The organism is Streptomyces amakusaensis (genome assembly GCF_039532665.1).
GTDB classification, from domain to species: domain Bacteria; phylum Actinomycetota; class Actinomycetes; order Streptomycetales; family Streptomycetaceae; genus Streptomyces; species Streptomyces amakusaensis.
This window is the reverse complement of the sequence record NZ_BAAASB010000010.1, coordinates 183,413-210,054: the sequence shown is the minus strand read 5'-3', so window position 1 is coordinate 210,054 and position 26,642 is coordinate 183,413. Positions and strand designations below refer to the sequence as shown.

At 70.6% G+C, this 26,642-nt stretch carries 20 protein-coding genes and 1 pseudogene; 12 read left to right on the top strand and 9 right to left on the bottom strand.

The window, feature by feature from the left end; genetic code table 11:
* Positions 1–63: 63 nt before the first annotated feature.
* The 3 genes from sigJ (at position 64) to ABD371_RS19280 (ending at position 2,132) form a co-directional block, all read left to right on the top strand.
* Complete coding sequence (gene sigJ / locus ABD371_RS19290; protein WP_344478610.1) at positions 64–1,020, top strand: RNA polymerase sigma factor SigJ; 957 nt, start codon at positions 64–66, stop codon at positions 1,018–1,020.
* A 68-nt stretch (positions 1,021–1,088) separates the two neighbouring features.
* Positions 1,089–1,532, top strand: a complete 444-nt coding sequence (locus ABD371_RS19285; protein ID WP_344478607.1) for a carboxymuconolactone decarboxylase family protein — start codon at positions 1,089–1,091, stop codon at positions 1,530–1,532.
* 87 nt (positions 1,533–1,619) lie between these two features.
* Positions 1,620–2,132 carry a P-loop nucleotide/nucleoside kinase family protein gene (locus ABD371_RS19280; protein WP_344478606.1) on the top strand — a complete coding sequence of 171 codons (513 nt, stop codon included), beginning with the start codon at positions 1,620–1,622 and terminating at the stop codon, positions 2,130–2,132.
* Here the strand turns inward: ABD371_RS19280 and ABD371_RS19275 are convergent.
* The 3 genes from ABD371_RS19275 to ABD371_RS19265 are packed head-to-tail and all read right to left on the bottom strand — an operon-like array spanning position 2,118 to position 4,841.
* Entirely contained in the window at positions 2,118–3,347 is a 1,230-nt protein-coding gene (locus tag ABD371_RS19275) for an oxygenase MpaB family protein (RefSeq protein WP_344478604.1), read from the bottom strand. The genes ABD371_RS19280 and ABD371_RS19275 overlap by 15 nt on opposite strands.
* Before the next feature lie 40 nt (positions 3,348–3,387).
* Positions 3,388–4,515 carry a polyprenyl synthetase family protein gene (locus ABD371_RS19270; RefSeq protein ID WP_344478602.1) on the bottom strand — a complete coding sequence of 376 codons (1,128 nt, stop codon included), beginning with the start codon at positions 4,513–4,515 and terminating at the stop codon, positions 3,388–3,390.
* Positions 4,512–4,841, bottom strand: coding sequence for a hypothetical protein (locus ABD371_RS19265; protein WP_344478601.1), 330 nt, complete (start codon positions 4,839–4,841; stop codon positions 4,512–4,514). Before ABD371_RS19265 ends, ABD371_RS19270 begins: the two co-directional genes overlap by 4 nt.
* A 354-nt stretch (positions 4,842–5,195) precedes the next feature.
* Here ABD371_RS19265 and ABD371_RS19260 point away from each other — a divergent pair, with 354 nt between their 5' ends.
* Positions 5,196–5,450: a hypothetical protein gene (locus ABD371_RS19260; protein WP_344478599.1), complete on the top strand. Its 255-nt coding sequence runs from the start codon at positions 5,196–5,198 to the stop codon at positions 5,448–5,450.
* A 290-nt stretch (positions 5,451–5,740) separates the two neighbouring features.
* Positions 5,741–6,971: pseudogene (locus tag ABD371_RS19255) on the top strand (GNAT family N-acetyltransferase).
* Positions 6,972–6,979: 8 nt separating this feature from the next.
* Here ABD371_RS19255 and ABD371_RS19250 read toward each other — a convergent pair.
* Entirely contained in the window at positions 6,980–7,537 is a 558-nt protein-coding gene (locus tag ABD371_RS19250) for a DinB family protein (RefSeq protein ID WP_344478597.1), read from the bottom strand.
* Between the two features lie 124 nt (positions 7,538–7,661).
* The gene (locus ABD371_RS19245; RefSeq protein WP_344478596.1) at positions 7,662–8,561 is read right to left on the bottom strand and encodes a hypothetical protein; all 900 of its coding nucleotides are present in this window, start codon (positions 8,559–8,561) and stop codon (positions 7,662–7,664) included.
* Positions 8,562–8,645: 84 nt separating this feature from the next.
* Between ABD371_RS19245 and ABD371_RS19240 the strand changes: the two genes are divergently transcribed.
* From ABD371_RS19240 to rfbB, 3 genes are all read left to right on the top strand, one after another.
* Positions 8,646–9,668 carry an NAD(P)/FAD-dependent oxidoreductase gene (locus tag ABD371_RS19240; protein ID WP_344478594.1) on the top strand — a complete coding sequence of 341 codons (1,023 nt, stop codon included), beginning with the start codon at positions 8,646–8,648 and terminating at the stop codon, positions 9,666–9,668.
* A 335-nt stretch (positions 9,669–10,003) separates the two neighbouring features.
* The gene (gene rfbA, locus ABD371_RS19235) at positions 10,004–10,876 is read left to right on the top strand and encodes a glucose-1-phosphate thymidylyltransferase RfbA (RefSeq protein ID WP_344478795.1); all 873 of its coding nucleotides are present in this window, start codon (positions 10,004–10,006) and stop codon (positions 10,874–10,876) included.
* Positions 10,877–10,886: 10 nt separating this feature from the next.
* Entirely contained in the window at positions 10,887–11,876 is a 990-nt protein-coding gene (gene rfbB, locus ABD371_RS19230; protein WP_344478593.1) for a dTDP-glucose 4,6-dehydratase, read from the top strand.
* Positions 11,877–12,048: 172 nt separating this feature from the next.
* On the opposite strand, the gene ABD371_RS19225 is transcribed toward rfbB, so the two are convergent.
* On the bottom strand, positions 12,049–12,813 hold the full coding sequence (locus tag ABD371_RS19225) for a thioesterase II family protein (protein ID WP_344478793.1): 765 nt from the start codon (positions 12,811–12,813) through the stop codon (positions 12,049–12,051).
* Between the two features lie 322 nt (positions 12,814–13,135).
* On the bottom strand, positions 13,136–16,015 hold the full coding sequence (locus ABD371_RS19220; RefSeq protein WP_344478591.1) for a helix-turn-helix transcriptional regulator: 2,880 nt from the start codon (positions 16,013–16,015) through the stop codon (positions 13,136–13,138).
* Positions 16,016–16,567: 552 nt separating this feature from the next.
* On the opposite strand from ABD371_RS19220, the gene ABD371_RS19215 reads away from it, so the two are divergent.
* The gene (locus ABD371_RS19215; RefSeq protein WP_344478590.1) at positions 16,568–18,124 is read left to right on the top strand and encodes an acyl-CoA carboxylase subunit beta; all 1,557 of its coding nucleotides are present in this window, start codon (positions 16,568–16,570) and stop codon (positions 18,122–18,124) included.
* A gap of 264 nt (positions 18,125–18,388) precedes the next feature.
* On the opposite strand, the gene ABD371_RS19210 is transcribed toward ABD371_RS19215, so the two are convergent.
* On the bottom strand, positions 18,389–20,158 hold the full coding sequence (locus ABD371_RS19210; RefSeq protein ID WP_344478588.1) for a fatty acyl-AMP ligase: 1,770 nt from the start codon (positions 20,156–20,158) through the stop codon (positions 18,389–18,391).
* A gap of 786 nt (positions 20,159–20,944) precedes the next feature.
* On the opposite strand from ABD371_RS19210, the gene ABD371_RS19205 reads away from it, so the two are divergent.
* Both ABD371_RS19205 and ABD371_RS19200 read left to right on the top strand, forming a co-directional pair.
* Positions 20,945–22,201: an activator-dependent family glycosyltransferase gene (locus ABD371_RS19205; protein WP_344478587.1), complete on the top strand. Its 1,257-nt coding sequence runs from the start codon at positions 20,945–20,947 to the stop codon at positions 22,199–22,201.
* Between the two features lie 199 nt (positions 22,202–22,400).
* Positions 22,401–23,510, top strand: a complete 1,110-nt coding sequence (locus tag ABD371_RS19200) for a DegT/DnrJ/EryC1/StrS family aminotransferase (protein WP_344478585.1) — start codon at positions 22,401–22,403, stop codon at positions 23,508–23,510.
* 86 nt (positions 23,511–23,596) lie between these two features.
* On the opposite strand, the gene ABD371_RS19195 is transcribed toward ABD371_RS19200, so the two are convergent.
* On the bottom strand, positions 23,597–24,793 hold the full coding sequence (locus ABD371_RS19195) for a cytochrome P450 (protein ID WP_344478583.1): 1,197 nt from the start codon (positions 24,791–24,793) through the stop codon (positions 23,597–23,599).
* Positions 24,794–25,252: 459 nt separating this feature from the next.
* Here ABD371_RS19195 and ABD371_RS19190 point away from each other — a divergent pair, with 459 nt between their 5' ends.
* The gene (locus ABD371_RS19190) at positions 25,253–26,497 is read left to right on the top strand and encodes a cytochrome P450 (protein WP_344478582.1); all 1,245 of its coding nucleotides are present in this window, start codon (positions 25,253–25,255) and stop codon (positions 26,495–26,497) included.
* Positions 26,498–26,642: the final 145 nt, after the last annotated feature.

The window sequence follows — 26,642 nt, the reverse complement described above, 5'->3', positions numbered from 1 at the left end:
CGCCTCCCGGTCCGTCCCGCACACCCCGCGGGACGGACCGCCCGCGTCGGGGAGACTGCCGTGATGACCGAAGAACAGGGGAGTGCCGGCGCGGCCTCCCGGACCGGCATGTCCGGCAGCGAGTGGCAGAAGCACCGGTCCGCCGTCTTCGGCGTGGCGTACCGGCTGCTGGGCAGCGTCGCGGACGCCGAGGACGTGGTCCAGGACGTCTGGCTGCGCACCACGCGCGCCCGGCTGGAGGACATCGCGGACCGCCGGGCCTGGCTGGTGACCGTCGCGGCGCGCCGCGCGTACGACATCCTCCGGTCGGCCCGGGTCCGCCGCGAGGAGTACGTGGGGCCCTGGCTGCCCGAGCCGCTGCTCACCGGCCCCGACGCGTCGGAGCCGGTGCTCGTCGACGAGTCCGTCGGCACGGCCATGATGCTGGTGATGGAGGAGCTGAGCCCGCCGGAGCGGGTCGCCTTCGTCCTGCGGGACGTGTTCCGGCTGGAGACGGCGGTGATCGCCACCGTGCTGGACCGCTCTCCCGCCGCCACCCGCCAGCTCGCCTCCCGGGCCCGCCGCGCGATCGCCGGAGCAGGCGCGGCCGGCGGCGCGGGCCCCGGGGCCTCGCGCGCCGAGCGCGAGCGGGTCCTGCTGGCTTTCCGCGCGGCGTACGAGGCCGGTGACCTGGAGGCGCTGGTGCGCCTCCTCCACCCGGACGCGGTCCTGCTCACCGACGGCGGCGGCGAGGTCTTCGCGGCCCGCAAACCGATCACGGGCGGCCGGCGCGTCGCCGAGGTCCTCCTCCGCGTGGCCCGCAAACGGGGAGGGGAGACGGCCCTCGTCCCGGTGGAGGTCGGCGGCGAACCCGCGCTGCTGCGCCGCCGGGTCGGCGGCGGCACGCACTCCGTGGACACCATGCTGGTCCGGGACGGCCGGATCGTCGCGTACTGGCGGCAGCTCACCCCCTCGAAACTCACTCACGTCCGACAGCGCGCGGCCGTCACACCGGGGTGGGCTGTCTCGTCCACCTGGTGAGAACCGGGGAGCCGCACAGGGACCGAGGACACGCGGCTCCGCACCAACTGATCGAACGAGGAGTACTGATGGCACGCATGGATCTCAACGCCGCCGCCCCCGACCCGTACAAGGCGCTCATCCAGACCGACGGCGCGATCCGCGGGGGACCGCTGGACGCGACGGTGCGCGAGCTGGTGAAGATCCGGGCCTCGCAGCTCAACGGATGCGTGTACTGCGTGGACAAGCACTCGCGCGAGGCGCGCGAGCTGGGCGAGAGCCAGGCCAGGCTGGACCAGCTGCCGGTGTGGGAGGAGTCGGAGCTGTTCGACGGCAGGGAGCGCGCCGCCCTCGCCTACACCCACACCGTCACCCGTCTCACCCGGGTCGACGACCGGCTGTGGGACGAAGTGTGCGAGCACTTCCCCGACGAGGCCGAGCGCGGGCACCTGGTGCTCCAGGTCGCGCTGATCAACGCCCTCAACCGGCTCGGCGTGCCCCTGGAGATGAGGCCCGCCGCCCGCCGGGGCTGAGCACCCGCCTGGCCGGCCCGACCCGGCCCGACCCGGCCCCGCGCGGGGCCGGGCCGCCGTGACCGGACCACCCGCACCATGGACCCCATGAGAGAAGAGCGAGACGTGCGCGCCCCCGGCCCCAGACTGATCCTGTTGTGCGGTCTGCCCGGGGCGGGCAAGACCACCCTGGCCCGGCAGCTCGCCGAGACCCTGCCCGCCGTACGCCTCTGCCCCGACGAATGGCTCACCGGCCTGGGCTTCGACCTCTTCGACGCCGGGGCCCGGGACCGGGTCGAGCGACGCCTCTGGGACCATGCCCAGGACCTCCTCGCCGCAGGCGCGGTGGTGATTCTGGAGAACGGCTTCTGGGACCGCGCCGAACGGGACGAGAAGCGCCTTCGCGCCCGTGAACTCGGCGTGGCCGTGGAACTGCGCCATCTCGCCGTCCCCGCCGAGGAACTGCGCCGCCGCACGGCCCTGCGGAACAGCCGCCCGGGGGAGGCGGTCGTCACCCCCGAGCTGCTGTCCGCGTACGAGGCCGAGTTCGAGGCCCCCACCGCGTCCGAACACGAACTGTTCGATCCGCCCGTGGGCCGGGGCCCTTCAGGAAGCCGCTGAGGGATCGGGAGTGAGCGTCGGCGGGATCCAGCGGTCCAGCCGGGGTCTGGCCGAGGTGATGCCGTACTCCTTCTTGAGCCGCTCGGGGACGGCGTACTGCATCACCCGCCCACGGGTCAGCGAACTGAGTTCGAGGACGCTGGTGAAGTGCCCGACGCGATCGAGCGCCCAGGCGGCCAGGGGGGAGCGGTCCTCGATGCTCTCCAGTACGCCGAGGAGCGCGGGGGCGGCGCGGATCGCGGAGTCCCAGAGCGACGAGCGGGGAACGTCCAGCCAGTCGGCGGCGGTGTCGCCGACGAGATGGCGGATCATGGCGGAGACGACCGGGTCCAGAACCGTTCCGGGGACGACCTCCTCGTACAGATCGATCAGCTGCCGGGTCAGCCGCACCCCCTCCTCCGACGGCCCCATGTGGCGGCTCATATAGAGGTCGGAGAAGAGGCGGGCCTCGTCCAGGTCCTTCGGCATGGCCGCCAGATCGATGCCGAGCATCGCCCCGACCACCCGCCAGGCGTAGAAGTAGGCGTCCGCCCCTTCATTGGAGATGTGGACGCCGAGCCGGTGCAGGGCGTCCAGAACCTGGATGGAGAACATCATCTGGCCGCCGATCATGTCCTCCTGACAGATCGGCGTGCCCAGGCTCGCGACGTCCCAGCGCCCCTCCTGCCGCAGGTGGTACCGGATCGACGCGTGCAGCAGACGGACCTTCTGCGCGGCCGGAATGAAACGGCTGCCCGCCTCGAAGGCGTCGGGCCGCATGAGATACAGGGTGAACTGTCCGGTCTCCGCCATCCGCCGGGAGGGGTACTCCAGCGAATGGGTCGCACTGAGCAGCTTCGCCACATGCGGCACCACATAGCAGGCCGGCATCGAGGCGAAGGACAGGGCGGTCGAGATATGCACATTGTTGTCGATGAAGAAGAGCCGCGCCTTCTCCATCTCCCCCCAGTCCACCCAGGAGGGCGGCATCGCCGTCGCCTCCAGATACGCGCGGGCCACATCGGGCAGCCCCTCCGGCAGCTCCTGGCCGGCGGTGGAGAACCAGCGCATCAGAGTGTTGAACCTGCCCATCTCGCCCCGCGCGAACAACTCCGCGACCGTGGCGTCCGCCAACTCGTCCCCGGCCTCGCGCAAGGCGTCGAGAGACGACTCGGTGTACGCCGGTGAACGAGCGCCGGATCCGGCCGGCGTCTCATCGGCTCCGCTGGTGTGCATACGGTGGTCCTCTCGGAACGGCATCGAGTACGGCGGTGGATCAGAGGGCGCGGGCCAGCGCGGTGCGCGCGAGCACGTGGAGCGCGTCGGCGGCGTGCGCCGGCAGCAGACCGCCGAGCAGCCCCGCGTCGACGGCCGCGGCGGCAGCGTCCCCGCGCACGGCGATCAGCTCCTCCACCCGGCGGCGCGCCCCCGTGCGCTCGGCGATCTCCCGGAACCGGTCGAGCTGCTCCCGCCCCGGCTCCGGGCACTCCAACAGGGCCCGCAGCTCGGACCGCTCCGCCGCGCCGGCCCGCTGCCGGGCCAGCGCGAGCAGAACCGTCGGCCTGGCCCCGGCGATGTCGTCGAGATTCGACTTGCCGGTGACATCCGGCGCGCCGAACACCCCGAGCAGGTCGTCCCGCAGCTGGAACGCCTCCCCGAGCGGCACGCCGTACGCGCTGAAGACCTCCAGCAGGGCGGGCGGCGCACCGCCCAGCAGCGCCCCGATGTGCAGAGGATGCTCGACGGTGTACTTGGCCGTCTTATAGCGGATGATCTTCAGCGAGCTGTCCGCGCCCACCGGATCGTCCCCGCTCGTGCCGGTGCGCAGCACCTCCAGACACTCCCCGGCGACCAGTTCGCGGGCGAGCCTCGCCCACAGCGGGCGGGCACGGTTGAGATACGCCCCCGGCAGCCCGCAGCCGCTGAACAACTGCCCCGCCCAGGAGATCAGCAGATCACCCAGGAGGATGGCCAGCGCCCGCCCGGTCGACTCCGCCTCCTCCCCGCCCCGGCCGCCGCGCGGGATCAGCGCCCGGTGCGCGGTGGGTCTGCCGTGCCGCAGCCCGCTCCGGTCTATGACGTCGTCATGCACGACGGCGGCCGCGTGGACGAGCTCCATCGCGGCGGACGCCCGCACCATGTCCTCGCTGTCCTCCCGCCCGGCCGCCAGCCAGCCCCAGTAACAGAAGGCCGCCCGCAACCGCTTCCCCACCGCGATCGCCGCCCGCAGCTGCTCCGCCACGGGCTTCAGCTCCGGATCCACCGCCTCCAGCAGCGCCGTCTCGGTCCGCGCGAACACCACCAGCTCGTGATCGACCCGCTCCTTGAGCACGGCGAGTGAGGCGTACGCGTCACTGACTTCCCGGTACGGGGGACCCTGCCCCACGGTGGCCGCGGCCGTCATCCCGCCTCGCGACCCGGCTCGGCGTCGCCCGCCCGCGCGTCCTCGCCGCGGACGCGGGCCTTCGCCCGCCGCGCCAACAGCTCCAGATGCGCCTCCTGCGGCGCGAACGCCGAGGTGTCCAGGCCGCTGTTGCGCCCCCGCGCGAGCAAGTCCCGCCGCGCGTCCGCCGCCAGCTCCGACAGATCGGAGCGCCCCAGCAGGCCCCGCACCCTCCGCAGCGCACTCTCCGCCTGCTCCAGCACCAGATCCGCCACCCCCGCGGCGAGCAGCACCGCCTCGTCGGCCCGCCGCCCCCCGACCTGTCCCACGGTGTGTTCCTCAGCCATGTCCCGCCCCTCGGTCGACCGGATGACAACGGAACTTCCCGGGCACGGTCACCGCCATACCTGGATTCATCAGGTCGGGTACTATTGGCAGTGAAGAGCGGCAGGGACTTCGCCCGCCTGGTACGGGCGGCCGGATGGCCCCCAAGAGCGCCCCCCTATTGAGTTGATCATGGCTTCGGGTGTATGATGTTTACATCGATTGAGAGATGAACGGGTGCCGCGGGTGCCCGTTTTTTGTGCGATTAAGCCCGGAGCGAGCCAAGGGTCTCGAACCGGGCTCTTGTTTACCCAAAATGACCGATGGATGGGAGACCTGTGAGAGGCAGTGTGAGAAGGGTGCGAAACAGTGGGAACATGCAGGTCAGAGGTGCTTCGAGGCGGCCTGGTGGCGGGCGGCGCGGCGGTGTGGCGCGGGATGTGGCCTCCGCCGCCAACGGGGTGCGCGGAATTTTGAAGGAATTCAGGTGGATTTTCATTGCGCTGATTCTGGCTGCTGCCGTTGTCGGTGGCGTGAAGGTGAATAATGATGCGCCTTTGTTTGTTGACGGCGACTATTCCAGCATTCGCATTGAATCGCCGGAGCGTGCGAGTCGGGAGGTGAATAAGTAGTCCGCATTTGCTGATTCATTTTCTCCGTTGAAGGCAATCTGCTTCAGCGGATTTTTTAATGCCTTCGCGAGGGTGGGGCGTCCGGTGATTCGAAAGGAGGAGCGGCGGGCCTGGACGCCCCGCAGCGCGGGCGCCCGCAGCCCGGGTGCCTGGGGACCGGGCTGCGGGGACCGCGCGGAAGCCGCGGCCGGGGGACCCGTACTCCCCGTCCTGAGCGACTCCCTCGCGAGGTGGCGTCACCTCGGGAAAATCAGTCGCGGCCGGCCGAAGGCCCTTGATAGGCATGGCGCATGACGACTGAGCCGCGAGTCCTGCGTGCCTCTGAATGGGACGGCTGGTACGACGGCCTGCTGCTGGCTTCCGGCGGCATCGCCCAGTCACCGGAGAAACGCGCCCTGATCCGGGACCTCACCGACCTCGACCGCTCACTCGCCGTCCGGGACGGCGATCTCCCCGTCGGCACCGCCTCGTCATTCCGCATGGAGGTGGCCGTACCCGGCGGAAGGCTCGCCGTCATGGCGGGCGTCTCCATGGTCAGCGTCGCCTCCACCCACCGCCGGCGCGGTCTGCTCACCTCGATGATGCGCCACCAGCTGGACGACTTCCGCGCCCGGGGCGAACCGCTCGCCCTGCTCAGCGCCTCCGAGCCCATGATCTACGGGCGATACGGCTACGGCGAGGCGACCCGTCTGCTCCGGGCCGACATCGACACGGCCCGGGTACGGCTCTACGCCCCCGAAGGCACGGACGCCGTCAGCGTCCGGCGGACATCGCCACGAGACGCGCTGGCCGCCTGCGAGACGGTCTACGCCGAACTCGTCCCCGTACGCCCCGGAATGATCACCCGGCGGCCCGGCTGGGACCTCCTCGGCGTCCTCGACGCCCCCGAGAACCGGCAGGGCACCTCCCCCCCTCCAATGCGCCCTCGCCGAGCGCGACGGCGGGACAACCGGCTACGCCCTCTTCCGCATTCGGCCCGACCAGGACGAGGCCGGCCCCAAGGGCGTCATCGAGGTGCAGGATCTGTACGCGCTCGACCCGGCCTCCTACGCGGCACTGCTGCGCCACCTCTTCGGAATCGACCTGACCTCGACCGTCAGCTTCGGCAACCGGCCCGTCGACGACCCCTGGCAGCACCTCGTCACGGACATCCGCCGCTGCCGCACACGGATCCGGGACGAGGGCTACGTACGGCTCGTCGAGGTCGGCACGGCACTGGAGGCGCGGACCTACCGAACACCGGTGGACGTCGTCCTCGACGTCCAGGACGCCTTCTGCCCCTGGAACGAGGGCCGCTGGCGGCTCGCCGGGGACGCCGACGGCGCTTCCTGCGTCCGGACCGCCGGCGCCGCCGATCTCACCCTGGACGTCCGGGACCTCGGCGCCGCCTACCTGGGCGACACCCGCCTCACCGAGCTGGCGGCGGCCGGACGGGTGCGCGAACTCCGCCCCGGGGCACTGGCGCGGGCCGCCACCGCCTTCGGGAGCGACCTCGCCGCATGGATCCCCCACGACATCTGAGCCGCCGCTCAGCCCATGCTCTTGGCACCGTCGAGCGCCTCGCGAATGATGTCCGCGTGACCCGCGTGGTGGGCGGTCTCGCCCATGATGTGGAGAACCACCTGCCGCGCCGACCAGCGCGCGCCGTCCTGGAACCACGGAGCCTTCGGCAACTCCTGGGAGACACCGAGATCCGGCAGCGAGGCCACGAGCTCGTCGGTACGACGAGCCGCCTCCGCGTAGTCCGCCAACACCCCGGCGAGCGTCTCACCCGGCAGCATCCGGAACTCGTCCGACCTCCGAGCCCACTCCGCCTCGCCCATGTCGGTGAAATCCCCCATCGAGGCCGGCCCGTCCTCGATGAACGCCGCCCATCCCCGTTCCACCCCGGAGACATGCTTGATCAGCCCGCCCAGACACAGTTCACTGACCGTCGTCCGCCTCCCGGCCTCCTCGTCGGTCAGGTCACGCGTGGTGAAACGCAGGAAGTGCCGCTGCTGCTCCAGCATCTCCAGAAGCTCGGTGTGCTCCTTGGCGACCGCCGGGGAACCGGCCGGGGCGAGGGTGGTCTCTTCAAGGGTGGTCATGATCTCCGCCTTGTTCTGTCGCTGTTCCGTCGGGCGGGAACGACGTTAGGCGTCATATAGGTCAGTCTTTGGCCTCAATGCCCCTCCGATTCCGCTGCCGGCCGGCTCCTGGTCCGTCGCACGGTCAGCCGATGGGCAGCCGCGGACCGACCGTTCCCACCAAATCGGCCAGTTGGACCACACCCAGGACACCGAGCACCACCGCACCAACGACCAGCGGCGAGACCAGCACCAGGAACAGCACCCCGCCGAAGACGAGATCTCCGGTGGTGGAGCTCCCCACCCGGGACAGGCCGGCCCGCTCGGGATCGTAGGTGATCTCCACCCGGCCGGGGCCGCCGTCCCGGCTTCGGCAGGTACGTTTTCTGCCCCGGGTGTCGGTGAAGGCGTAGACGAACCAGGTGCCCTCGCGCTGATAAGTCCGGACGAGTTCCCCTGTCACGGTAATCCCGCGTGTGCGCAGCCGCCACGGCTCCTCGATCAGCTCCCACACCACCGGCGTCACCAGCCGGCCGAGGGCCGCCAGCCCCGGCGAGAGGATCCAGCAGACCAGAGCGGACACCGCCGTGAAACTCCCCCGATGCGCGGGTTCCCCGACCAGGACGGCCACCAGCCACGCCAGAACCAGCAGATACAGGGCGACCGCGACGGTCCGGAGCCGGGGCCGCGCGCGCCGCTTCGGCCGTTCCAGCCGTTCCACGGAAACCGTGCCGGCTCCCTGCCCCCGCTCTGCCGCGTCCCGTACGGACAACTCCGCCCGCAGCGCGGCCGCGAAGGCATCCACCGCCGGAGCGCTGCGGCATTTCACCAGCCGGGTGGCCGCAGGCGCCACGCCGTCCCCGGAAGCCAACACCACGGCGAGGACCCGCCCCCGCCGCCCCCGCACCTCCACCTCCTCGATGGCGGCGACCGGTATCCGGTGCCGCTCCTTGCGGGTCTGCACCAGCAGGACCCCGGGCTCCCACCGGGCGACTGCTCCGCGACGGCCGTGAAGTACCAGGTGGAAAGCGGGTTCCGAGTGCATCGGAGCACGATAGGCCATACTTCCCAATGCGATGCGCACGGTCGCCGGGAGAACAGGGGCGGGCCGATGGTTCGGGAGAGCGTGATGCGCGTCGCCGTGGTCGGCTCGGGCGTGCTGGGAGCGGCGGTGGCGGACGAGCTTGTCCGCCGAGGACTGTCCGTCGTGGTCTGCACGGCGGAGAAGTCCCGGCCGCCGGTGACGGATGTGGCGTTCGGCTGGCTCAACTCACACGGGTCGGCGGCGGAACCGCCGTCGGGTGCACGCGACCGGGACGAGTTCGCCAGGTCGCTCGGCGCGCTGCGCGACGTCACGGCGACGCCGCCGCTGCGCGGCGTCATCACTTGGAACGGTGCGGTCAGCTGGGCGTCGACCCCGGCCGCGACGGCTCGATTCGCCGAGCGATCGGGCCCCGGCGTCACGACCGTCGAGGCGGAAGCCCTGCGGCGGCTCCTTCCCGGCCTGCGGGTCCCGCCGCCGGTCGTCGCGCACGCGAGCGAGGAGGGCATGGTCGAGCCGGACGATCTGCGCCACGCGTTCCTCGCCCGCGCCCGGGCCGGCGGGGCCGTCGTCGTCCCCGCTCGGGTCGACAGCGTCCGGGTGCGACGGGCCGGCGGCCACGAACTCCGGGGCGCGGGACTGGCGCTCGTCGCCGACCGGATCGTACTCGCCTGCGGTACGGGCATCCCCGCCCTCGCGGAGCAGCTCGGCGAGCGCGTCGAAGTGCCCGGTGTCCCGGCGGCGCGTTTCACCTTCTCCGCGCCGGAACTGCGCCTGGACCGGGTGGTTTCCACACCGGCTTTTGAGATCCGGCCGTCCGCCCGGCACGGTTTCGTCGGTGCCGAGGACGTGGTCCCGGGCGAGGCGGAGGCGGCGACACGGGCGCGCGTACGCACATCCCTCAGCGCGGTGCGGGAGGCATTCGGGCTCTCGCGGGAACCGGCGCTGGGCGACGTGACCACAGGAGTCCGCCCGATCCCGCCCGGCGACGGCGTGCTCTGCGCACCACTGACGAGCGCCCCCGGGGTTGTCGCACTGGCCGCACACCCCGGGGTGACGCTCGCGGCCTCGCTGGCGCTGCGCACGGCGGAACACATCGAGAGATCCTGACGCTCCGCGCCGGTGATCTGCCGACAGGAACGGGCGAGAGAGTCAAAGATCCCCTCGGCGGAGGCCGTCACCCCTCATCCATGAGGAGGGCCTGCCGTGTGAGGGATGTTCGCGATCGGGAAGTCCGGTGGGTGTCGCGGGGCTGTCTTCGGTGGCTGGGGTGATGCCGGATTGCGTTCAGTCTTTGTGCCCGGTGGTTATTTTGTTTGTGGTGGTGATGGACGGCATCGTGTGCTGAGCGATACTCTTGATCTCTGACTTCGGCGTGTTCTCGGTTGAGTGGCGGTTCGTCCGGCCCATCCCGGGTTCATCATCGGATACGGGGGTTGATCGGCGTGAAGGGTATCGTTCTGGCCGGGGGTAGTGGGACGCGGCTTTATCCGCTGACTCATGCCGTGTCCAAGCACTTACTGCCCGTCTACAACAAGCCGATGATCTACTATCCGCTCTCGGTCCTCATGCTCGGTGGCATCAAGGAAATTCTGGTGATATCGACTCCGTCGCATGTCGGCCTCTTCCGGGGGCTGTTGGGCGACGGGAGCCAGCTTGGCCTCTCCATTGAATATGCCGAGCAGTCGCGGGCCAATGGCATCGCGGAGGCTTTCGTCATCGGTGAGAAATTCATCGGGGATGATTCAGTGGCGCTCATCCTGGGTGACAATATTTTTCACGGCCCCGGTCTTTCGGGCCTGTTGAGCGACCAGTGTGAGAATGTCGATGGATGTGTGCTGTTCGGTTATGCGGTGAAGGACCCGGAGCGCTATGGGGTCGGGGAGACCGATGGCCGGGGCGAGCTGGTGTCGCTGGAGGAGAAGCCGGTGAGGCCCAGATCGAATCTGGCGATCACCGGGCTCTATCTCTACGACAACGGTGTGGTGGACATCGCGCGGGAGGTTCGGCCGTCCGCACGTGGCGAGCTGGAGATCACCGATGTGAACCGGGTGTACCTCCGGCAGGGGAGGGCCAAAATGGTCGATCTGGGTCGCGGATTCGCCTGGCTCGACACCGGGACGCACGATTCGCTGCTCCAGGCGGGGCAGTACATACAGGTTCTGGAAGAGCGTCAGGGTGTGCGGATCGCATGTCTTGAAGAGATCGCCTTCCGTATGGGATTCATCGACTCCGCCGCCTGCTACGAACTGGGCGGGCGGCTGGGGAAAACGGACTACGGTGCGTATCTCATGGCCATCGCGAGTGCGGACCACTGAAGGGAGCGGTATGCGCGTCGTGGTGACCGGCGGTGCCGGGTTCATCGGTTCGCACTTCGTCCGGCAGGCTGTGACCGGCGCCTACACCGCCGGCAGCCCGCCGGAGGTGGTGGTCCTGGACAAGCTGACCTATGCCGGCAACAGGGCCAGCCTGGCTCAGGTCCAGGACGATCCGCGCCTGACTTTCGTGCACGGAGACATCTGTGACCGTGCACGGGTGGCCGAGGTGATCCAGAGCGGTGACCTGGTCGTGCATTTCGCCGCGGAGTCACATGTGGACCGCTCGATCAGCGGGTCCGAGGATTTCATCCGGACCAATGTGCTCGGCACCCAGGTACTGCTGGACGCCTCGATGCGTGCCGGGGTGCGAAAGTTCGTCCATGTCTCGACGGACGAAGTCTACGGTTCGATCGACGAGGGGTCGTGGAGTGAGGAGCGGCCCCTGGAGCCGAACTCTCCTTATTCGGCGTCCAAGGCATCTTCCGACCTTCTGGTTCGAGCTTTCCACCGCACGCACGGGCTGCCGGTGTGCATTACCCGGTGTTCCAACAACTATGGGCCGTACCAGAACCCCGAGAAGATGATTCCGCTGTTCGTGACGGAGTTGCTGGACGGGCGGAGGGTGCCGCTGTACGGGGACGGCGGTAATGTGCGGGACTGGTTGCATGTGGACGACCACTGCCGGGCCGTCGCGCTGGTTGCGGAAAAGGGGCGGGCGGGCGAGGTATACAACATCGGCGGCGGTACCGAGTTGACGAACCGCGAACTCACCGGGCGGCTGCTGCGTATGGTCGGCGCGGATTGGTCCATGGTGGAGAATGTGGCGGACCGGAAGGGCCACGATCGTCGGTACTCGGTCGACATCGCGAAGATTTCCACAGAACTCGGCTATCGCCCGCTGGTCTCTTTTGACGAGGGGTTGGCGGAGACCGTCGAATGGTATAAAAGGCGGCGCGACTGGTGGGAGCCGCTGAAGAGGTACGGGAATCCAGCACGATAGGTGCAGGGACGGGCTACCGCTGCTTCAGGCGATTCTTCCGGTCGGCCGGGAATTCATGAACGGCTGGAAGAGAAGTGGTGAATCGGAAGTCGGCGCGGCCGTGTACGGCTGCGCCGACTTCCGTGTCCGCCCGCGTTCGCACAAGGGAATCTCCCGCAGGAGTGTCCGCGCGCTAGCGTCCGGCGGCTGCGGGTACCAGCCGTGCGGCGATCTCCTCGGTGACCGCCGGAGCATGGGCGTTGAGGTAGAAGTGGCCGCCCGGGTAGACGGTCATCTCGAACCGTCCCGTGGTGTGGTCGGCCCAGGTGCGGACCTCGGCGACGGTGGCCTTGGGGTCGGCGTCCCCCGTCAGGGCGTAGACGGGCGTCGACAGCGGCGGGCCGGGTTCGTAGCGGTAGGTCTCGGCGGCCTTGTAGTCGGCGCGGATCGCAGGCAGGACCATGCGTCTGATCTCATCGTCGTCGAGCAGCCGGGACTGGGTGCCGTCGAGTCGCCTGATCTCTTCCAGCAGGCCCTCGTCGTCGCGCAGATGAACCCGCTCGTCCCGGGGCGCGCTCGGCGCCCGCCGCCCGGACGCGATGAGCGCGACGGGCCGGATGCCCCGTGCTTCCATGCGCAGTGCCACCTCGAAGGCGACGGTGGCACCCAGACTGTGTCCGAACAGCGCCAGCGGCTTGTCCTGCCACGGGCCGAGGACCTCGACGATCCGGTCGGCCAGGGCCCGCACCGTCTCCAGGCACGGTTCGTTCCTGCGGTCCTGCCTGCCCGGGTACTGCACGGCCAGGGTTTCGACGCGCGGAGCGAGACGTTGCGAGACCGGGTGGAAGTAGCTCGCGGAGCCACCCGCGTGCGGCAGGCAGAGCAGCCGGACCGGTGCCTGGGGTGCGGGGTGGAAGCGGCGCACCCACAGGTCGCCCGCGTCGCTGCTCGTCGCCATCGCGTTCGTCGTCCCTTTCAGACCAAAGCCGGTGTTGCCCGCCCCCGGTTGGGAGACGCCTCCGATGTCCGCCGCCGCGCAGCCCGTGTCCCCGGCGGCGCGCGGCCGTACATCGGCCCAGGCCCAGACGATCGCAGCGCCGCCGGCCACCGACAACCCCTAACGATCGCGGGCGGCCGGGTCGGTGCGGTGGGAGCTGGTACGTCCGTTTCATAGGGGGACGTCCCAGGACCGGATAGGGGTACGGACGAGACGGTTGACGCACGTCCGGCCGGGACCGCGCGGGTGCGCGGTCCCGGCCGGACGCCGGGGCGGCCCAGGTCTATGCCATCGGTCCGGTGAGGGCCATGAGCCGGTCGGGCAGGTCGGTGCGGCTCTTGACGTCCAGCTTCCGGTACACCCGGGTGAGGTGCTGCTCCACGGTGCTCACCGTGATGTAGAGCTCGTTGGAGATCTGCCGGTTGGTGCGCCCCCGGGCCGCCAGGATCGCGACCCGGCGTTCGGCCTCGCTCAGCAGACTGTCCTGGTCACGGGTCTCGAAGTCGTCGTCCGGGGGTGAATCCGCGGGGGTGGTGGCCGTCGTTGTCGTGTCGTCGGGTGCGGGCCGCCGCTCCGCCCGCTGTGGCAGTGCCGGAGTTCTGCCCGGTCTCTGTGTCAGCCGGTTGGCGCGGTGGACGAACAGCCGGGCCTGGGTGGGGTCACCTGCCGGGGGGAGTGTCTGGACGGTGTCGGACAGGGCCCGGGCCAGCTCCTGCTGGTCGCTGCACGACTGGAGCACGGACACCGCCTTGGACAGCAGCTTGCGCCGGTGATCGGGAGCGGCCGTGGAGGCCAGCAGCCGCAGTGCCCGGCCCCGGGTGCGGTCGTCCAGCCCGCGGGAGACCTGCAGCTGGTCCTGCAACAGCTGCGCGGCGTTCGTCCTGTTGCCGAGGCTGAGCTGCACTCGGGCCAGTTCCAGGCGCCACGGAACCAGTCCGGCCACATCGATGCCCCAGGAGCGGACCAGCTCGCCGCACCGGTGCAGATCGGCGGCGGCCGCCTGGTGCTGGCCCATGGCCAGATGGTGGCGGCCCCGGGCGATCAGATAGTGCGCGCCCACCGGAGTGCGGAAGACTCCGGCCGGTACCGGCTGCGAGAGCCAGTGTTCGGCCTCGAACCGCCGGCCGCTCTCGGTCGTGCAGGTGATCAGGGTGCCCAGCGGACCGCCGACGGCCACGCCCCAGGCCGGTGCGGGCAGGTCCTCCAGTGCCAGCCGCGCGCCCCGCTCGGCGGCGTCCAGATCTCCGAGGCGCAGCGTCGCTTCCGCGTGGATGGCCCGTACGATGCCCCGCCAGGCCGGTGTGTGCCGGACGCCCGGCCGGGCGAGGAGCTGTTCGCCCCAGTCCGCGACCCGGTCGGAGCGGCCGGCGCAGAGCAGCGCCAGGAGGGGAGCGGTCAGCAGACCCAGGGAGCCGCTGTTCAGATGGTGCCGCTCCAGCAGCTGTTCCGCAGCGGCCACGATGTCCAGGTCGCCCGTCGGCATCAGCGCGTTGCCGAGGACCGAAACGGCCTGCAGCTGGGGGCTGGCAGTGTGCGGCGCGGTCACCGCCCGCGCCCAGGAGCTGGGGTCCTCCCGTACCGTCTCCAGACAGTCCGGATGGGACAGGGCGATCAGCAGCCGGGTCAGGCGCAGTTCGCTCGACGCGGGGCCGTGACGATCGGCGCCTTGGCCGCTGATCGCCTCGGCAGCCTCCTCCGCCCGCCCTTGCCACAGCAGGTACGGCACCGCGGACAGGGCCGTCGAATGAGAGGATTCGTCGGACCGCGCCGCTTCCACCAGCTGACTCACCTGGCCGGTCACGGCCAGGGGATTGACCTGCCAGCGGGCGGTGATCAGCATCGCCATCAGGGAGTTGCGCCGGCCCTTGTCGGTTTCGGCCCGGCCGCCCAGGCGCAGGCAGGCGGCGGCGTAGTCGGGACGGCCGGAGGACAGCGCGTGCGCCGCGGCGTCCCTGAGGACGGGTACCACCCAGGCGCTGTCGGTCCACGCGGAGGCCACCAGGTGCTCGGCGACCACGCTGGCCTCCGCACCGTTGTCGTGCAGCACCTCGGCGGCCCGCTGGTGCAGCCGCCGCCGTTCCTCGGCGGGCATGTCGCAACGCACCGCGTGCAGGATCCGCGGATGGCGCAGCTGGCCGGCGTGGAGGAGGCCGGCGCTCTGGAGGACGCGGACGGCGGGCACGGTGGAGTCGGGGAGGACGTCGAGGAGTTGGCCGAGCAGTTCCTGCGATGCCGGGCGGTTGAGCACCGCGAGAGCCTGGGCCACCCTGCGTACGCCCGGCTCGTGACGGTAGAGGCAGTCGCGCACGGCCCGGTCGAAGGCGTCGTCGGCCCTGGTTCCCGTCGCGGGGGCGCTGTCCGTCTCGCGGTTGGCCCGTTCGTCGACCAGCGCCTGGGTCAGCAGCGGATTGCCGCCGGTCACCCGCAGGATCCGCCTGGCCTCCTCACGCAGGTTCTGTGCCCGGGCCGCGCTGTTGCCGGCCTCGCGGGCCTCCGCCTCCTCGCCGATCAGCCGGGAGACGGAGTCGGTGGTCAGCAGCGGCAGGGTGACCCGGGTGAAGCGGGGCAGGCTGCGCAGCTCCGCGTGGAACAGCGGATGCGCCGGGCGCAGTGTCGTCGCTTCCGAGAGCAGCACCATGATGCGTGCGTTTCGCAGTCTGCGGGTGACGTACAACAGGCAGTGCAGCGAGGCGGCGTCCGTGTGCTGGAGGTCGTCGACCGCCAGTACCAGGGGTCCTCGGCCGGCCAGTGTCAGAAAGGTGTCGAAGGCGGTGCGCAGCAGCGGCGCCCAGAGTCCGTCGGCGGTCAGGGCCTCAGTTAAGACCTCGGCCCCCGCGTCGCTTCCGGTTTCCGTCTTGGGTACCGACAGCGCGACCTCGCGTATGAGCCCCTCGACCTGCCGGAGTCCTTCCGGTTTGAGCCGCGCGCTGTGCAGAAGCTGTCCGAGCACTCCGAAGCGCAGTCCCTGCTCGGCCCGCGCCCCTGCGGCGCTCAGCACTTGCCCGCCGGCGGTGGCGGCCCACTCCCCGAAGGTTTCCAGTACCTGGGTCTTACCGCTTCCCACAGCGCCGGTGACCAGCGCTACCTGTCCGTGTCCATGCTTTTCGCAGGCACGAAATGCCCAGTGTAGGTGGGCCAGTTGTTCGTCTCGATGGACCAGCATTACTGGCGTATGCCTCCCCGTTATCAGTTTCGAACGGGATCGTCAAGCACTGGTCGGCACAGCTTCGTACCGCCCCCGTTCACACGTCTGCGAACGTGTGCAGGAGTGACCCCCCGGCCACGTGAGTGGTGGCCCTTCCGAACTGTTTCGCACCAGACTTGCCCCTGACGAGGGCAAGTCTTTGAGAATCTTTCACAAAAACCAGCCATGCCACAACGGGATTGCGCCTCGCAACATGACTGAGCCTCAGGAGGGCCGGCGGCGGGATAGCGGACTGAGCCGGTAAACCTCCGGCGGGTGTGTTGTTGCCGACAGTCTGGATATCCGTGCTCGGCCAGGCCGGAATTCACCTTTGCGTGCCTGCCGCGACCCGGTCACCTCAAGGGCGCCGAGCCTCCGCACTCGGCAGACACGGCCTAGGGGCGTGGGCGGCCGATTAGGGGTGATGCCGATGGCCCGACTCCAGGAGGATCGGGCGCAGGGTCGTCGCATTTGGAAGGTAGGGCTGGTATGTCGCTCCAGGAGCCTGTCTCGCCGGTCGGGGAGTTGCCCATGTCGACGGCGGACCGCATCGCCGACCTCGCCGCCCGGCACGAGGAGGCCGTGGTCCTCGCCGAGAAGAAGGCCGCGGACCGGCAGCACGTCAAGGGCAAGCTCACCGCCCGCGAGCGCATCGACCTGCTGCTCGACCCCGGTTCCTTCGTCGAACTCGACGAGTTCGTGCGCCACCGCACCGTCGAGGCAGGCATTCCGCGCCCCTACGGCGATGGGGTGGTGACCGGTCACGGCACCGTCGACGGACGCCAGGTGTGCGTCTTCTCCCACGACTTCACCACCCTCGGCGGCAGCATGGGCGAGGCCTTCGGCAGCAAGGTGGTGAAGATCTACGACTTCGCCATGAGCATCGGCTGCCCCGTCATCGGCATCAACGACTCCGGCGGCGCACGCATCCAGGAAGGCGTGATGTCCATCGCCTACTACACCGAACTGGGCGTCCGCAACGTTCATTCCTCCGGTGTGATCCCGCAGATCTCGCTCATCATGGGCCCCTGCGCGGGCGGTTCGGTCTACTCGCCGGCCATCACCGATTTCACGGTCATGGTCCAGGACACCTCCTACATGTTCGTCACCGGTCCCGAGGTCGTCTCCGCCGTCATGGGCGAACGGGTGACCGCCGAGCAGCTCGGCGGCCCCGCCGTCCACGCGGAGGTCACCGGCAACGCGCACTACGTCGGCGAGGACGAGCGGGACGCCATCTCCTGGGTGCAGACCCTCCTCGGCTATCTGCCGTCCAACAACCTGGACACCCCTCCGGTCTACCACCACACCGGCGATCCCGGCGTCACCGAGGAGGACCTGGCCCTCGACGCCGTCATACCCGACGGCGAGCAGCAGGTCTACGACATGGCCGACGTCATCACCGCGGTCCTCGACGACGGCGACTATCTCGAGATCCACCCGGATTTCGCCCGCAACATCATCTGCGCGCTCGGCCGCGTCGAGGGGCACTCGGTGGCCGTCGTCGCCAACCAGCCCAACCACCTCGCCGGCGTGCTGGACATCGACGCCTCCGAGAAAGCGGCCCGCTTCATCCGCTTCTGCGATGCCTTCAGTATTCCCGTCCTCACCTTCATGGACGTTCCCGGCTATCTGCCCGGCGTCCAGCAGGAGCACCAGGGCATCATCCGCCGCGGCATCAAGCTCTTCTACGCCTACGCCGAGTCCACCGTCCCCAAGATCACTGTCATCACCCGCAAGGCCTACGGCGGCGGGTACGCGGTGATGGGTTCCCGGCAGATCGGCGCGGACCGGGTGATGGCCTGGCCCACCGCCGAGATCGCGGTGATGGGCGCCAGGAGCGCCGTGCCCTTCCTGCACCGCCGGGAACTGGCCGCCGCCCCGCCCGAGGACCGCGCGGAACTCAAGGACCGGCTCACCGAGGACTACCGCCGCAGATTCGGCAACCCCTACGAGGCCGCCGCGCACGGCTACGTCGACATGGTCATCCAGCCCTCCCGCACCCGCGTCGAGGTCGCCAAGGCGCTGGCGAGCCTGCGGAACAAGCGGCACACCCGCCCGGAGCGCAAACACGGAAACATTCCGCTGTGACGCGGTTCGCGGTGCCGGCGGCTCCCGTTCCCCTCGGGCCGCCGGCTCGTCCCGTATGCCGTCAGCCGTGACGGAGGGTGCCGCGCCGGGGAATCCCCGGAGGAAGGGGGATCCCCGGGGGTGAACAGACCTTCGGCACCCCCAAGAGCCAGGGGTGCTCGCCGCCCGTCTTCCGCCGTCCGGCCGGCACACCGGTGCCCACCGCCCGGCAGGCGGTGGGCGGTGGGCGTTCGATGCCCGGGACGGGGAGCGCCGGGCCGCTGATCACCGGCCCGGCGGCGGGGTGGCGAGGTCGGTCAGCTCGCCCTCCTCGTACAGCGTGCGGCAGGCGCGGCGCTGCACTTTGCCGCTGGAGGTCCTCGGTATCGTGCCCCTGCGGACGAGGAGGACGGTGTCGACCGTCAGACGGTGGTGGTCGTGGACCGCGCGGACGATCCGTTCGCGCAGGGTCTCCGTGCCGTGGGCGCGCACCGCCCGGCCGTCGGCCTCGACGACGACCACGAGGCGTTCCTTCTCGTCGCGTTCGACGGCGAACGCGACGGCGCAGTTGGGGTGCAGACCGTCCGCGGACTTCTCCGCGGACAGTTCGATGTCCTGGGGGTAGTAGTTGCGGCCCTGGTGGATGATCAGGTCCTTGAAGCGGCCGGCGACGTGCAGTTCACCGGCGTGCAGGAAGCCCAGATCCCCGGTGCGCAGATAGGTCCGCCCGTCCTCGGGGCGTCCGTCGGCGTCCCTGATCCGTGCGCGGAAGGTCTCCTCGCTCGCCTCCGGACGCCCCTTGTACCCCGCCGCCACGCACGGTCCGTTGACCCAGATCTCGCCGATGACGTCCGGCGGGCAGCCGCGCGACGTGCCGGGGTCGACGATCCGCACCTCGGTGCCCGGGACGGTGCGACCGCTGCTGGTGACCGGGACGGCACCGGGTGTCCCCGCGTCGACGATCTCCGCGCGCCCCTCCCTCAGCGCCGTCGCGGACAGCCACACGGCCGTCGGTTCGCGGTCCTGGTCGCCGCCGGTGACCTTGAGGGTGTTCTCGGCGAGACCGTAACCCGGGCACATGGCCGCGGGCCGGAAACCGTGCGGGGCGAACGCCTCGGTGAAGTCCCTGATCGCGGCCCAGCGCACGGGTTCGGCGCCGTTGCCCGCCACACGCCACGAGGAGAGGTCGCCGACCCCGTCGGCCTTCCCCTCCGCCGCGGCCCGCGCGCACATCTCGTAGGCGAAGCTGGGAGCCGCGGAGTGGGTGCCGCGGAACCGGGCGATCGCCTCCAGCCAGCGGGCGGGCCGGCGGATGAAGGCGGTGGGTGCCATCAGGTACGCGGGGATACCGGCCCACAGCGGCATGACGACGCCGAACAGCATGCCCATGTCGTGGAAGAGAGGCAGCCAGCTGACCACGGTGCCGTCGGGCGCGCACGGCCAGAGGGCGTCCGTCTCGGCCACGTTGGCGAGGAAGTTGGCGTGGGTGACGACGACGCCTTTGGGGTCGCCGGTGGAGCCCGACGTGTACTGGAGCAGGGCCACGTCGTCCAGACCGGGGGCGGGACCCGGCACGCCGCCGGCCGCCGCGGGTTCGGCCGTGTCGAGGACCGTGAGGCCCAGCAGGTCCTCCAGGTCCCCGAACAGTTCCTCCAGCTCGCGCCTGACCGAGGTCTCGGTGAGCACGGCCGTGGCGCCGGCGTCGCGCGCGATGCGGCGGACGCGCTCCACGTCGTTGAGGCGGCGCGGCACCTGGACGGGTGCGGCGGCCACCTTGGACGCCATGCACCCCAGGAGCGTACGGACGAACTCCAGCCCCGGCGGATACATGAGCACGGCGCTCCGCCCGCTCATGCCCCGGGCGGCGAACCACCGGGCCCTGACGTCCACCGCGGCGGCGAGCTCCCCGTAGGTGAGGGACTCCCGGGGGTCCTCGCCGTCGTGCAGGAAGACGTAGGCGGTGTCGTCGGGCTGCCGCTCACCGCGCAGGCGCAGCAGTTCGGGCAGCGTCGGTGTCTCGCGGCCCGAGCGGACGTCGTCGAGAACAGTGGCCATGGGTCAGGTCTCCTTGGTGTCCTTGTGCCGGAAGCCGCCGGACGTGCCGGAGCCGTTCGAGGTTTCCCGCAGCCCGGATCGCGGCCCGGCCGCGCAGCGGCCCGGGCCCGGGCCGGTGTCTTCGGGGGCACACGGCGGGAGCCCGGGAGCCATTCCTGTTCGGGTACGGAGCTGCTCGGCCCGGTTCTCGGCGACGCCGGGGAGCCCGGGACCGGAGTCCGCCGGACCCCGGCGCGCGCCTGTGCGTCCGGGGCCGCCGCGCCGGTGCCGGTGAAATGACAGGCCGTACCTCATCGTGCGACGACAAAATCCCCCCTCGCCGGCGATTGCGCATCGCTTCCGCCCAGGATTCTCCGGTCAGTCGGTGCACTTCAATGCGAGCGCGAATGATGGAAGGCATGACGGCGGCGTGGAGTTCCGTTGTCCGGGCCCACGCCGAGAACGGCCGGGACCCGGCACGGCGGCTTCCTGCGGAAAAAGAATGCAAGAAGCATACGTCCGCCGACTCTCCGTCCCTTTCGTGACCAACCCCTATGTTGAATTGCGCGGCCCCTATACAAGGAGCCGAAAAGGCTGATTCACCCGCTCGCCGGTGAACGAGGCCGTCTTCGGGGGGACTTAGCGGGCGGGGCCGGGGAGCGGATCGGTCGTCGGAGGCTCCGGCCGGGCGTAGGGGAGGTAGGGGGTTGTTCCCTGTTCACGGCAGTCCATAGGTTCTCAGCGTTGACCGAGCATAAAGAACGAATCCGAACTGTTTCCGTCGGCGGGCCCGCCTGGAGGACGACCATGCGAATACTCTTCGTCACGCACGCGGAGAAGACGCACTTTTTCAGTATGGTGCCACTGGCCTGGGCCCTGCGCACAGCAGGCCACGAGGTCCGGATCGCCACCCAGCCGGACATGGCGCGGGCCGTCACCGAGGCGGGGCTCACGGCGGTTCCGCTGGGGTCCGACCACCGGTGGAAGCAGGTCATGGAGGCCAATCAGGACGAAGGCTGGCCGGCCCGGGTCGCCGAGGCCGTGACGCACTCCGCCGACCTGGGGCACGACGAACTCCTGCGGTTCTTCGACGAGACGACCACGCGGTACTTCCGCACCGTCAACAACGACGAGTTCCTCGACGCGCTGGTCGACTACTCCCGGCAGTGGAAGCCCGATCTGATCGTGTGGGAGCAGTTCACCTGGGCCGGCGCCGTCGCCGCCCATGTCACCGGCGCCGCACACGCCCGCATGCTGTGGGGAGCGGATGTCGTCACCCGCTCCCGCAACGACTTCCTGGCCCACCTCGCCGAGCGCCCCCAGGACCAGCGGGTGGATCCGCTGAGGGACTGGCTCACCGAGGCCCTCGCCCGGCACGGCGCCGCGTACGACGAGACCGTGGCCAACGGGCAGTGGACGATCGACCCCACCCCGCCCAGCCACCGCATCGACAACGGTCTGCCCGTGGTCGGCGTGCGCTACGTGCCCTACAACGGGCAGGCCGAACTCGACGACTGGCTGGCCGCCGAGCCCGCCAGAACCCGTGTCGCCGTGACCGCAGGCATCTCGGTGCGCGGCTACTTCGGATTCGACATGTTCGGCATCGGCGCTCTGCAGGCCTTCGCCGGGCTGGACATCGAGCTGATCGCCACGCTGCGGCCGGGCCCCGGGGAGTCGGTGGACATGGCTCCGCGGAACGCCACCGTCGTGGACTTCGTGCCCATGCACGCCCTGCTGCCCACCTGCTCGGCCGTCATCCACATCGGCGGCGCGGGCGTGCAGTCCACCGCCGCCTACTACGGCGTCCCCCAGCTGATCCTGCCAGGCCTCTGGGACACCCTGGTCCGCGGCGAGCTCCTGGAGCGGTCCGGCGCCGGCATCTCGCTGCCGGTCGACCAGCTCACCCCCGAGCGGGTCCGTGACAGCCTGGTCCGGCTGCTGGAGGACCCGGCGTTCCGCGAGGGAGCCGCCGCACTCCGCGAGGACGTGCTCTCCGCGCCCTCGCCCAACGAGGTCGTCCCGGTCCTGGAGGAGCTCACCGCCCGCCACAGGACCACCGGCTGAGGAGGCCGCGGCCCGGTGCGGCCGGGAGCCCGCCGGGACCGGACGGGCACCGCCGCACCACGGCCACCCATCGGCATCCAGATCCGCCGTCTCCTCACCCGTCCGCACGGCACCGGCCCGGCGACACCCGGCCGAGGACGGCGATCCTCACCGGCCCCGAGGCGGACGGCCGGACCGACCCGGAAGGAAGAGAACGGTCATGACCACGCGCGTATGGGACTACCTCGCCGAGTACGAGGCGGAGCGTGAGGACATCCTCGACGCCGTCGACCAGGTGTTCCGCTCCGGACAGCTGATACTCGGCCCCTCCGTCAGCGGCTTCGAGGAGGAGTTCGCCGCCTACCACGGGCTGGCGCACGGCGTCGGCGTCGACAACGGCACCAACGCCCTCGCCCTCTCGCTGCGCGCCCTGGGCGTGGGCCCGGGCGACGAGGTGATCACCGTCTCCAACACCGCGGCGCCCACCGTCATCGCCATCGACCAGGTCGGAGCCACCCCCGTCTTCGTCGATGTGCGCGAGAGCGACTACCTGATGGACACCGCCCGGGCCGAGGCCGCGATCACCCCGCGCACCCGCTGCCTGCTGCCCGTCCACCTCTACGGCCAGTGCGCCGACCTCCCCGCGCTGGAGGAACTCGCCTCCCGGCACGACCTGGTGATCCTCGAGGACTGCGCCCAGTCGCACGGCGCCCGGCAGAACGGCCGCCTGGCCGGCACCACCGGCCGGGCCGCCGCGTTCTCCTTCTACCCGACGAAAGTCCTCGGAGCCTACGGCGACGCGGGAGCGGTGATCACCGACGACGCCGCCACCGACGCCGCGCTGCGACGGCTCCGCTACTACGGCATGGATCAGCAGCGCAGCGTCGTGCGGACTCCCGGCCACAACTCCCGCCTCGACGAGGTCCACGCGGAGATCCTGCGCCGCAAGCTGCGGCGGCTCGACGGATACATCGAGGCCCGCCGCCGGATCGCGGCCCGCTACAACCGGGCGCTGGCCGGCACCGACCTGGTCCTGCCCGCGGTGACACCCGGCAACGACCACGTCTACTACCTCTACGTGGCACGCCACCCCCGCCGTGACGCGATCATCGAGGCCCTCCGGCCCCACGGCGTCCACCTCGGCGTCAGTTACCGCCGGCCGGTGCACACCATGGACGGTTTCGCCCACCTGGAGCGGACGGGGGGCCCGCTGCCGGTCACCGAGGCGCTGGCGGACGAGATCTTCTCCCTGCCGATGTACCCCTCGCTCTCCGAGGAACAGCAGGACAAGGTGATCGCGGCCCTGCACGAGGTGCTGCGCACCGTCTGACCCGGGTCCCCGCCGGTGCGGACCGGACGGCTCCGCGACGCCCGCGTCCCGCCGGGCGGCGGGGCGGGCGGGGCGGGGACGGGTGCTCAGCGGGACAGCCGCAGAGGGAGCTCCAGCAGCCCGTGCAGGTTGAAGTGACTGTTGACCGGGAGATCCTCGCGGAGCAGCTCGATCTTCGAATACCGCTCCAGCAGCTTCGAGAACACGGTGGCCGCCTCCAGACGCCCCAGCACCGCGCCCAGGCAGAAGTGCGGGCCGGCGCTGAACGCCAGCGTCTTCGGCTCGGTGCGGGCCAGGTCCAGGCGGTCGGGGTCGGGATAGCGTTCGGGGTCGCGGCCGGCGGCGTCCAGGAACCCGATCACATGGGAACCCGGCGGGATGACCTTGCCGCCGAACTCCATCTCCGCGGTGGCGATCCGGCTGGACAGCGTCACCGGCGGGTCGAACCGGGACAGTTCGTCCACGGCCGTCGCCATCAGCCCCGGGTCCGCCCGCAGCGCTTCCAGCGCCTCGGGCTGCCGCAGCAGGGCCAGCATGCCGTTGCCGATCAGATTGACCGTCGTCTCGTGTCCCGCGTTGAAGATGAGCAGGATGTTGGCGACGACCTCCTCCTCGGTGAGCTGCTCGTTGTCCTCCGCCGTCATCAGCACCGACAGCAGGTCGGTGTCCGGATCGGCGTCGCGCCGGGAGGCCATCAGCTCCAGCAGATACGCGCGGAACTCCGGCTCCGCCTTGTTCATGGCGATGCGTCTGCGGGGCGTCACATCGGGGTCCAGGATGTACCCCACCTTGTCGGTCCAGTCACGGCACCGCGCGCGGTCCTCGACGGGTATCCCCAGCAGCTCCCCGACCACCGCGACGGGCATCGGCAGCGCCAGGTCCCGGATCAGGTCGACCTCGCCCTCGCCCATGCTGTCGAGCAGACCGTCGACGATCTCCCCGATACGCGGTCGCAGGCGGTCGATGTAGCGCGGCGTGAACACCCGCGCGATCAGCTTCCGCAGCCGGCGGTGCTCGGCCCCGTCCTGAAGCAGCAGCCACTTGCTGACGCTGCGCATGGCCGGGCAGGTCGGCCCGCCCCGGCTCATCGCCCAGCCCGGATCCTTGGGGAAGGCGCTGGAGGAGTGCGGAGAGCGCAGCAGCGCCTCGACGTCGTCGTACCGGGTCAGCAGCCAGTAACCCGGTGCGATCTCGTGCACCGGATCGGCGTCGCGCAACCGCTTGTAGTAGGCGAACCTGTCGGCGGCGAGGGCGGGATCGTTCGGGTCGTAGAGAACGCTCATGCCGTCCATCCCTGTACGTCGGTGGTTGCCGTCTCTGCGGAGCGGGAGGCCCGCGTGCCCGGTCTCCTCGGAGCCCGTGGCCGACGCGGACAAAGGGCACCGGCTCCAGGGCGGTCGTGCCGCCACCCTTATTCCGTACAGCCGATGCCTGCCCCCACAGGCTATGGGGGCCGAGAAGAGACAGAGAACCCCTAAAGTTCTCCGTCCGGGTCCCGGCGGCCAGTCCCGCGGGACGGCTCGAAGGGGCGCAACGGCAATGCCGGGCAAGGGAGTTGACGTCCGCACGGCCGCCGGAACCGCCGGGCGGGAACCGGACGCGTCGAGAACAGCCGGCCCGCCGCCCGCCTCGCCCGCTCAGCGGCCCGCCCTGCCCCGGTTAGGGGTTGAGGCTAGGGGGGCGTCCTCTCGTACGGTGACGGCCGGTCCAGACGGGCTGCTCGAATGCGCGGGGGTGAGGGCATGTCGGAGCTCGATGCGGAGCGCAGGGCGCACTACCAGGCGACCGTGGTCCAGGGAGCTCTGCGCGCGGCGGCCGCGGGCGGCGACCCGTACGCCTCGATCCTGCTGGCTCCGGACGATCCCTATCCGCTCTACGAGCGGGTACGCGGGCTCGGGACGCTCCACCGCAGCGCGGTCGGCGTCTGGACGACCACCAGCCACCGCGTCGCGAACCAGATCCTGAGGGACCGGCGCTTCGGCGTCCGCACCCCGGAGGGGGACAAACCCCCCGAGTTCATGCCGTTCGACAACTCGATGCTCGGACTGGACCCGCCCGACCACACCCGGCTGCGCAAGCTCGCCACCCCCTCGCTGAACCCGCGCCGGCTCGCCCACTGGCAGCCGTACGCCGAGCGGTTCACCCACGAGCTGATCGACGAGATGCTGGCGGGCCGCGGTCAGGTCAACTTCATGCGGGCCTTCGCCCAGCAGCTCCCGCTGCGGGTGATCGGCGACCTGGTCGGCATCCCGCCCCACCACCGGCAGTTGTTCTTCCGGCTCAGCCGCCGCATGGCCTACCTCCTCGACGGCGTGGCCACCGTCCCGGCCGCGCGCGGCGTGGTGGCGGCCATCGCCGAGATGACGGTGATGTTCCAGGAGATCATCGCCGAGCGGCGGACCGACCCGCGCGAGGACTTGATCAGCGATCTGCTCCCGGCGGTCGAGGACGGCCGGATGACCATGGACGAGTTGGTCCCGCTGTGCATGTTCCTGCCGCTGGCCGGTACGGAGACCACCGTCAACCTGATCGGCAACGGGCTGCTGGCCCTCCTCGAACACCCCGAGCAGTGGGACATGCTGATCGCCGACCCCTCGCTGGCGGCCTCGGCCGTACGCGAGACCCTGCGCTACGACCCCTCCGTGCAGCAGTACCGCCGCATCGCGCACACCGACCTCCGGCTGGAGGGCCGGTCGATCGCCGCGGGCGAGGAAGTGGCGATCTGCGCGGGCGGGGCCAACCGCGACCCGGAGGTCTATCCCGACCCCGCGAGGTTCGACATCACACGGGACCCGGGACCGGAGAACCTGGCCTTCTCGGCGGGCATCCACTTCTGCCTCGGCGCCGCGCTGGCCCGTATGGAGGCGGAGACCGCGCTGGCCGCCCTCGCCGCCCGGCTCCCCGGGATCCGCCGGGCCGGGCCGGTGCGCAGACGCGGCTCCTTCATCGTCCGCGGAATGCTTCAGTTCCCCGTCGACCTGCGCTGATTAACGACAGTTGACCAGGCGCGGCCGGGCCGCGGCCCGGCCGCCGCGTGGTCGCGCGAGATAAGGGGCGGCCTCGACCCATAGGGGTTGTCCGCCTTCACGAGGCGTCCATAGCGTGCGGACGCGGATGTGCGGATGTGCTGGA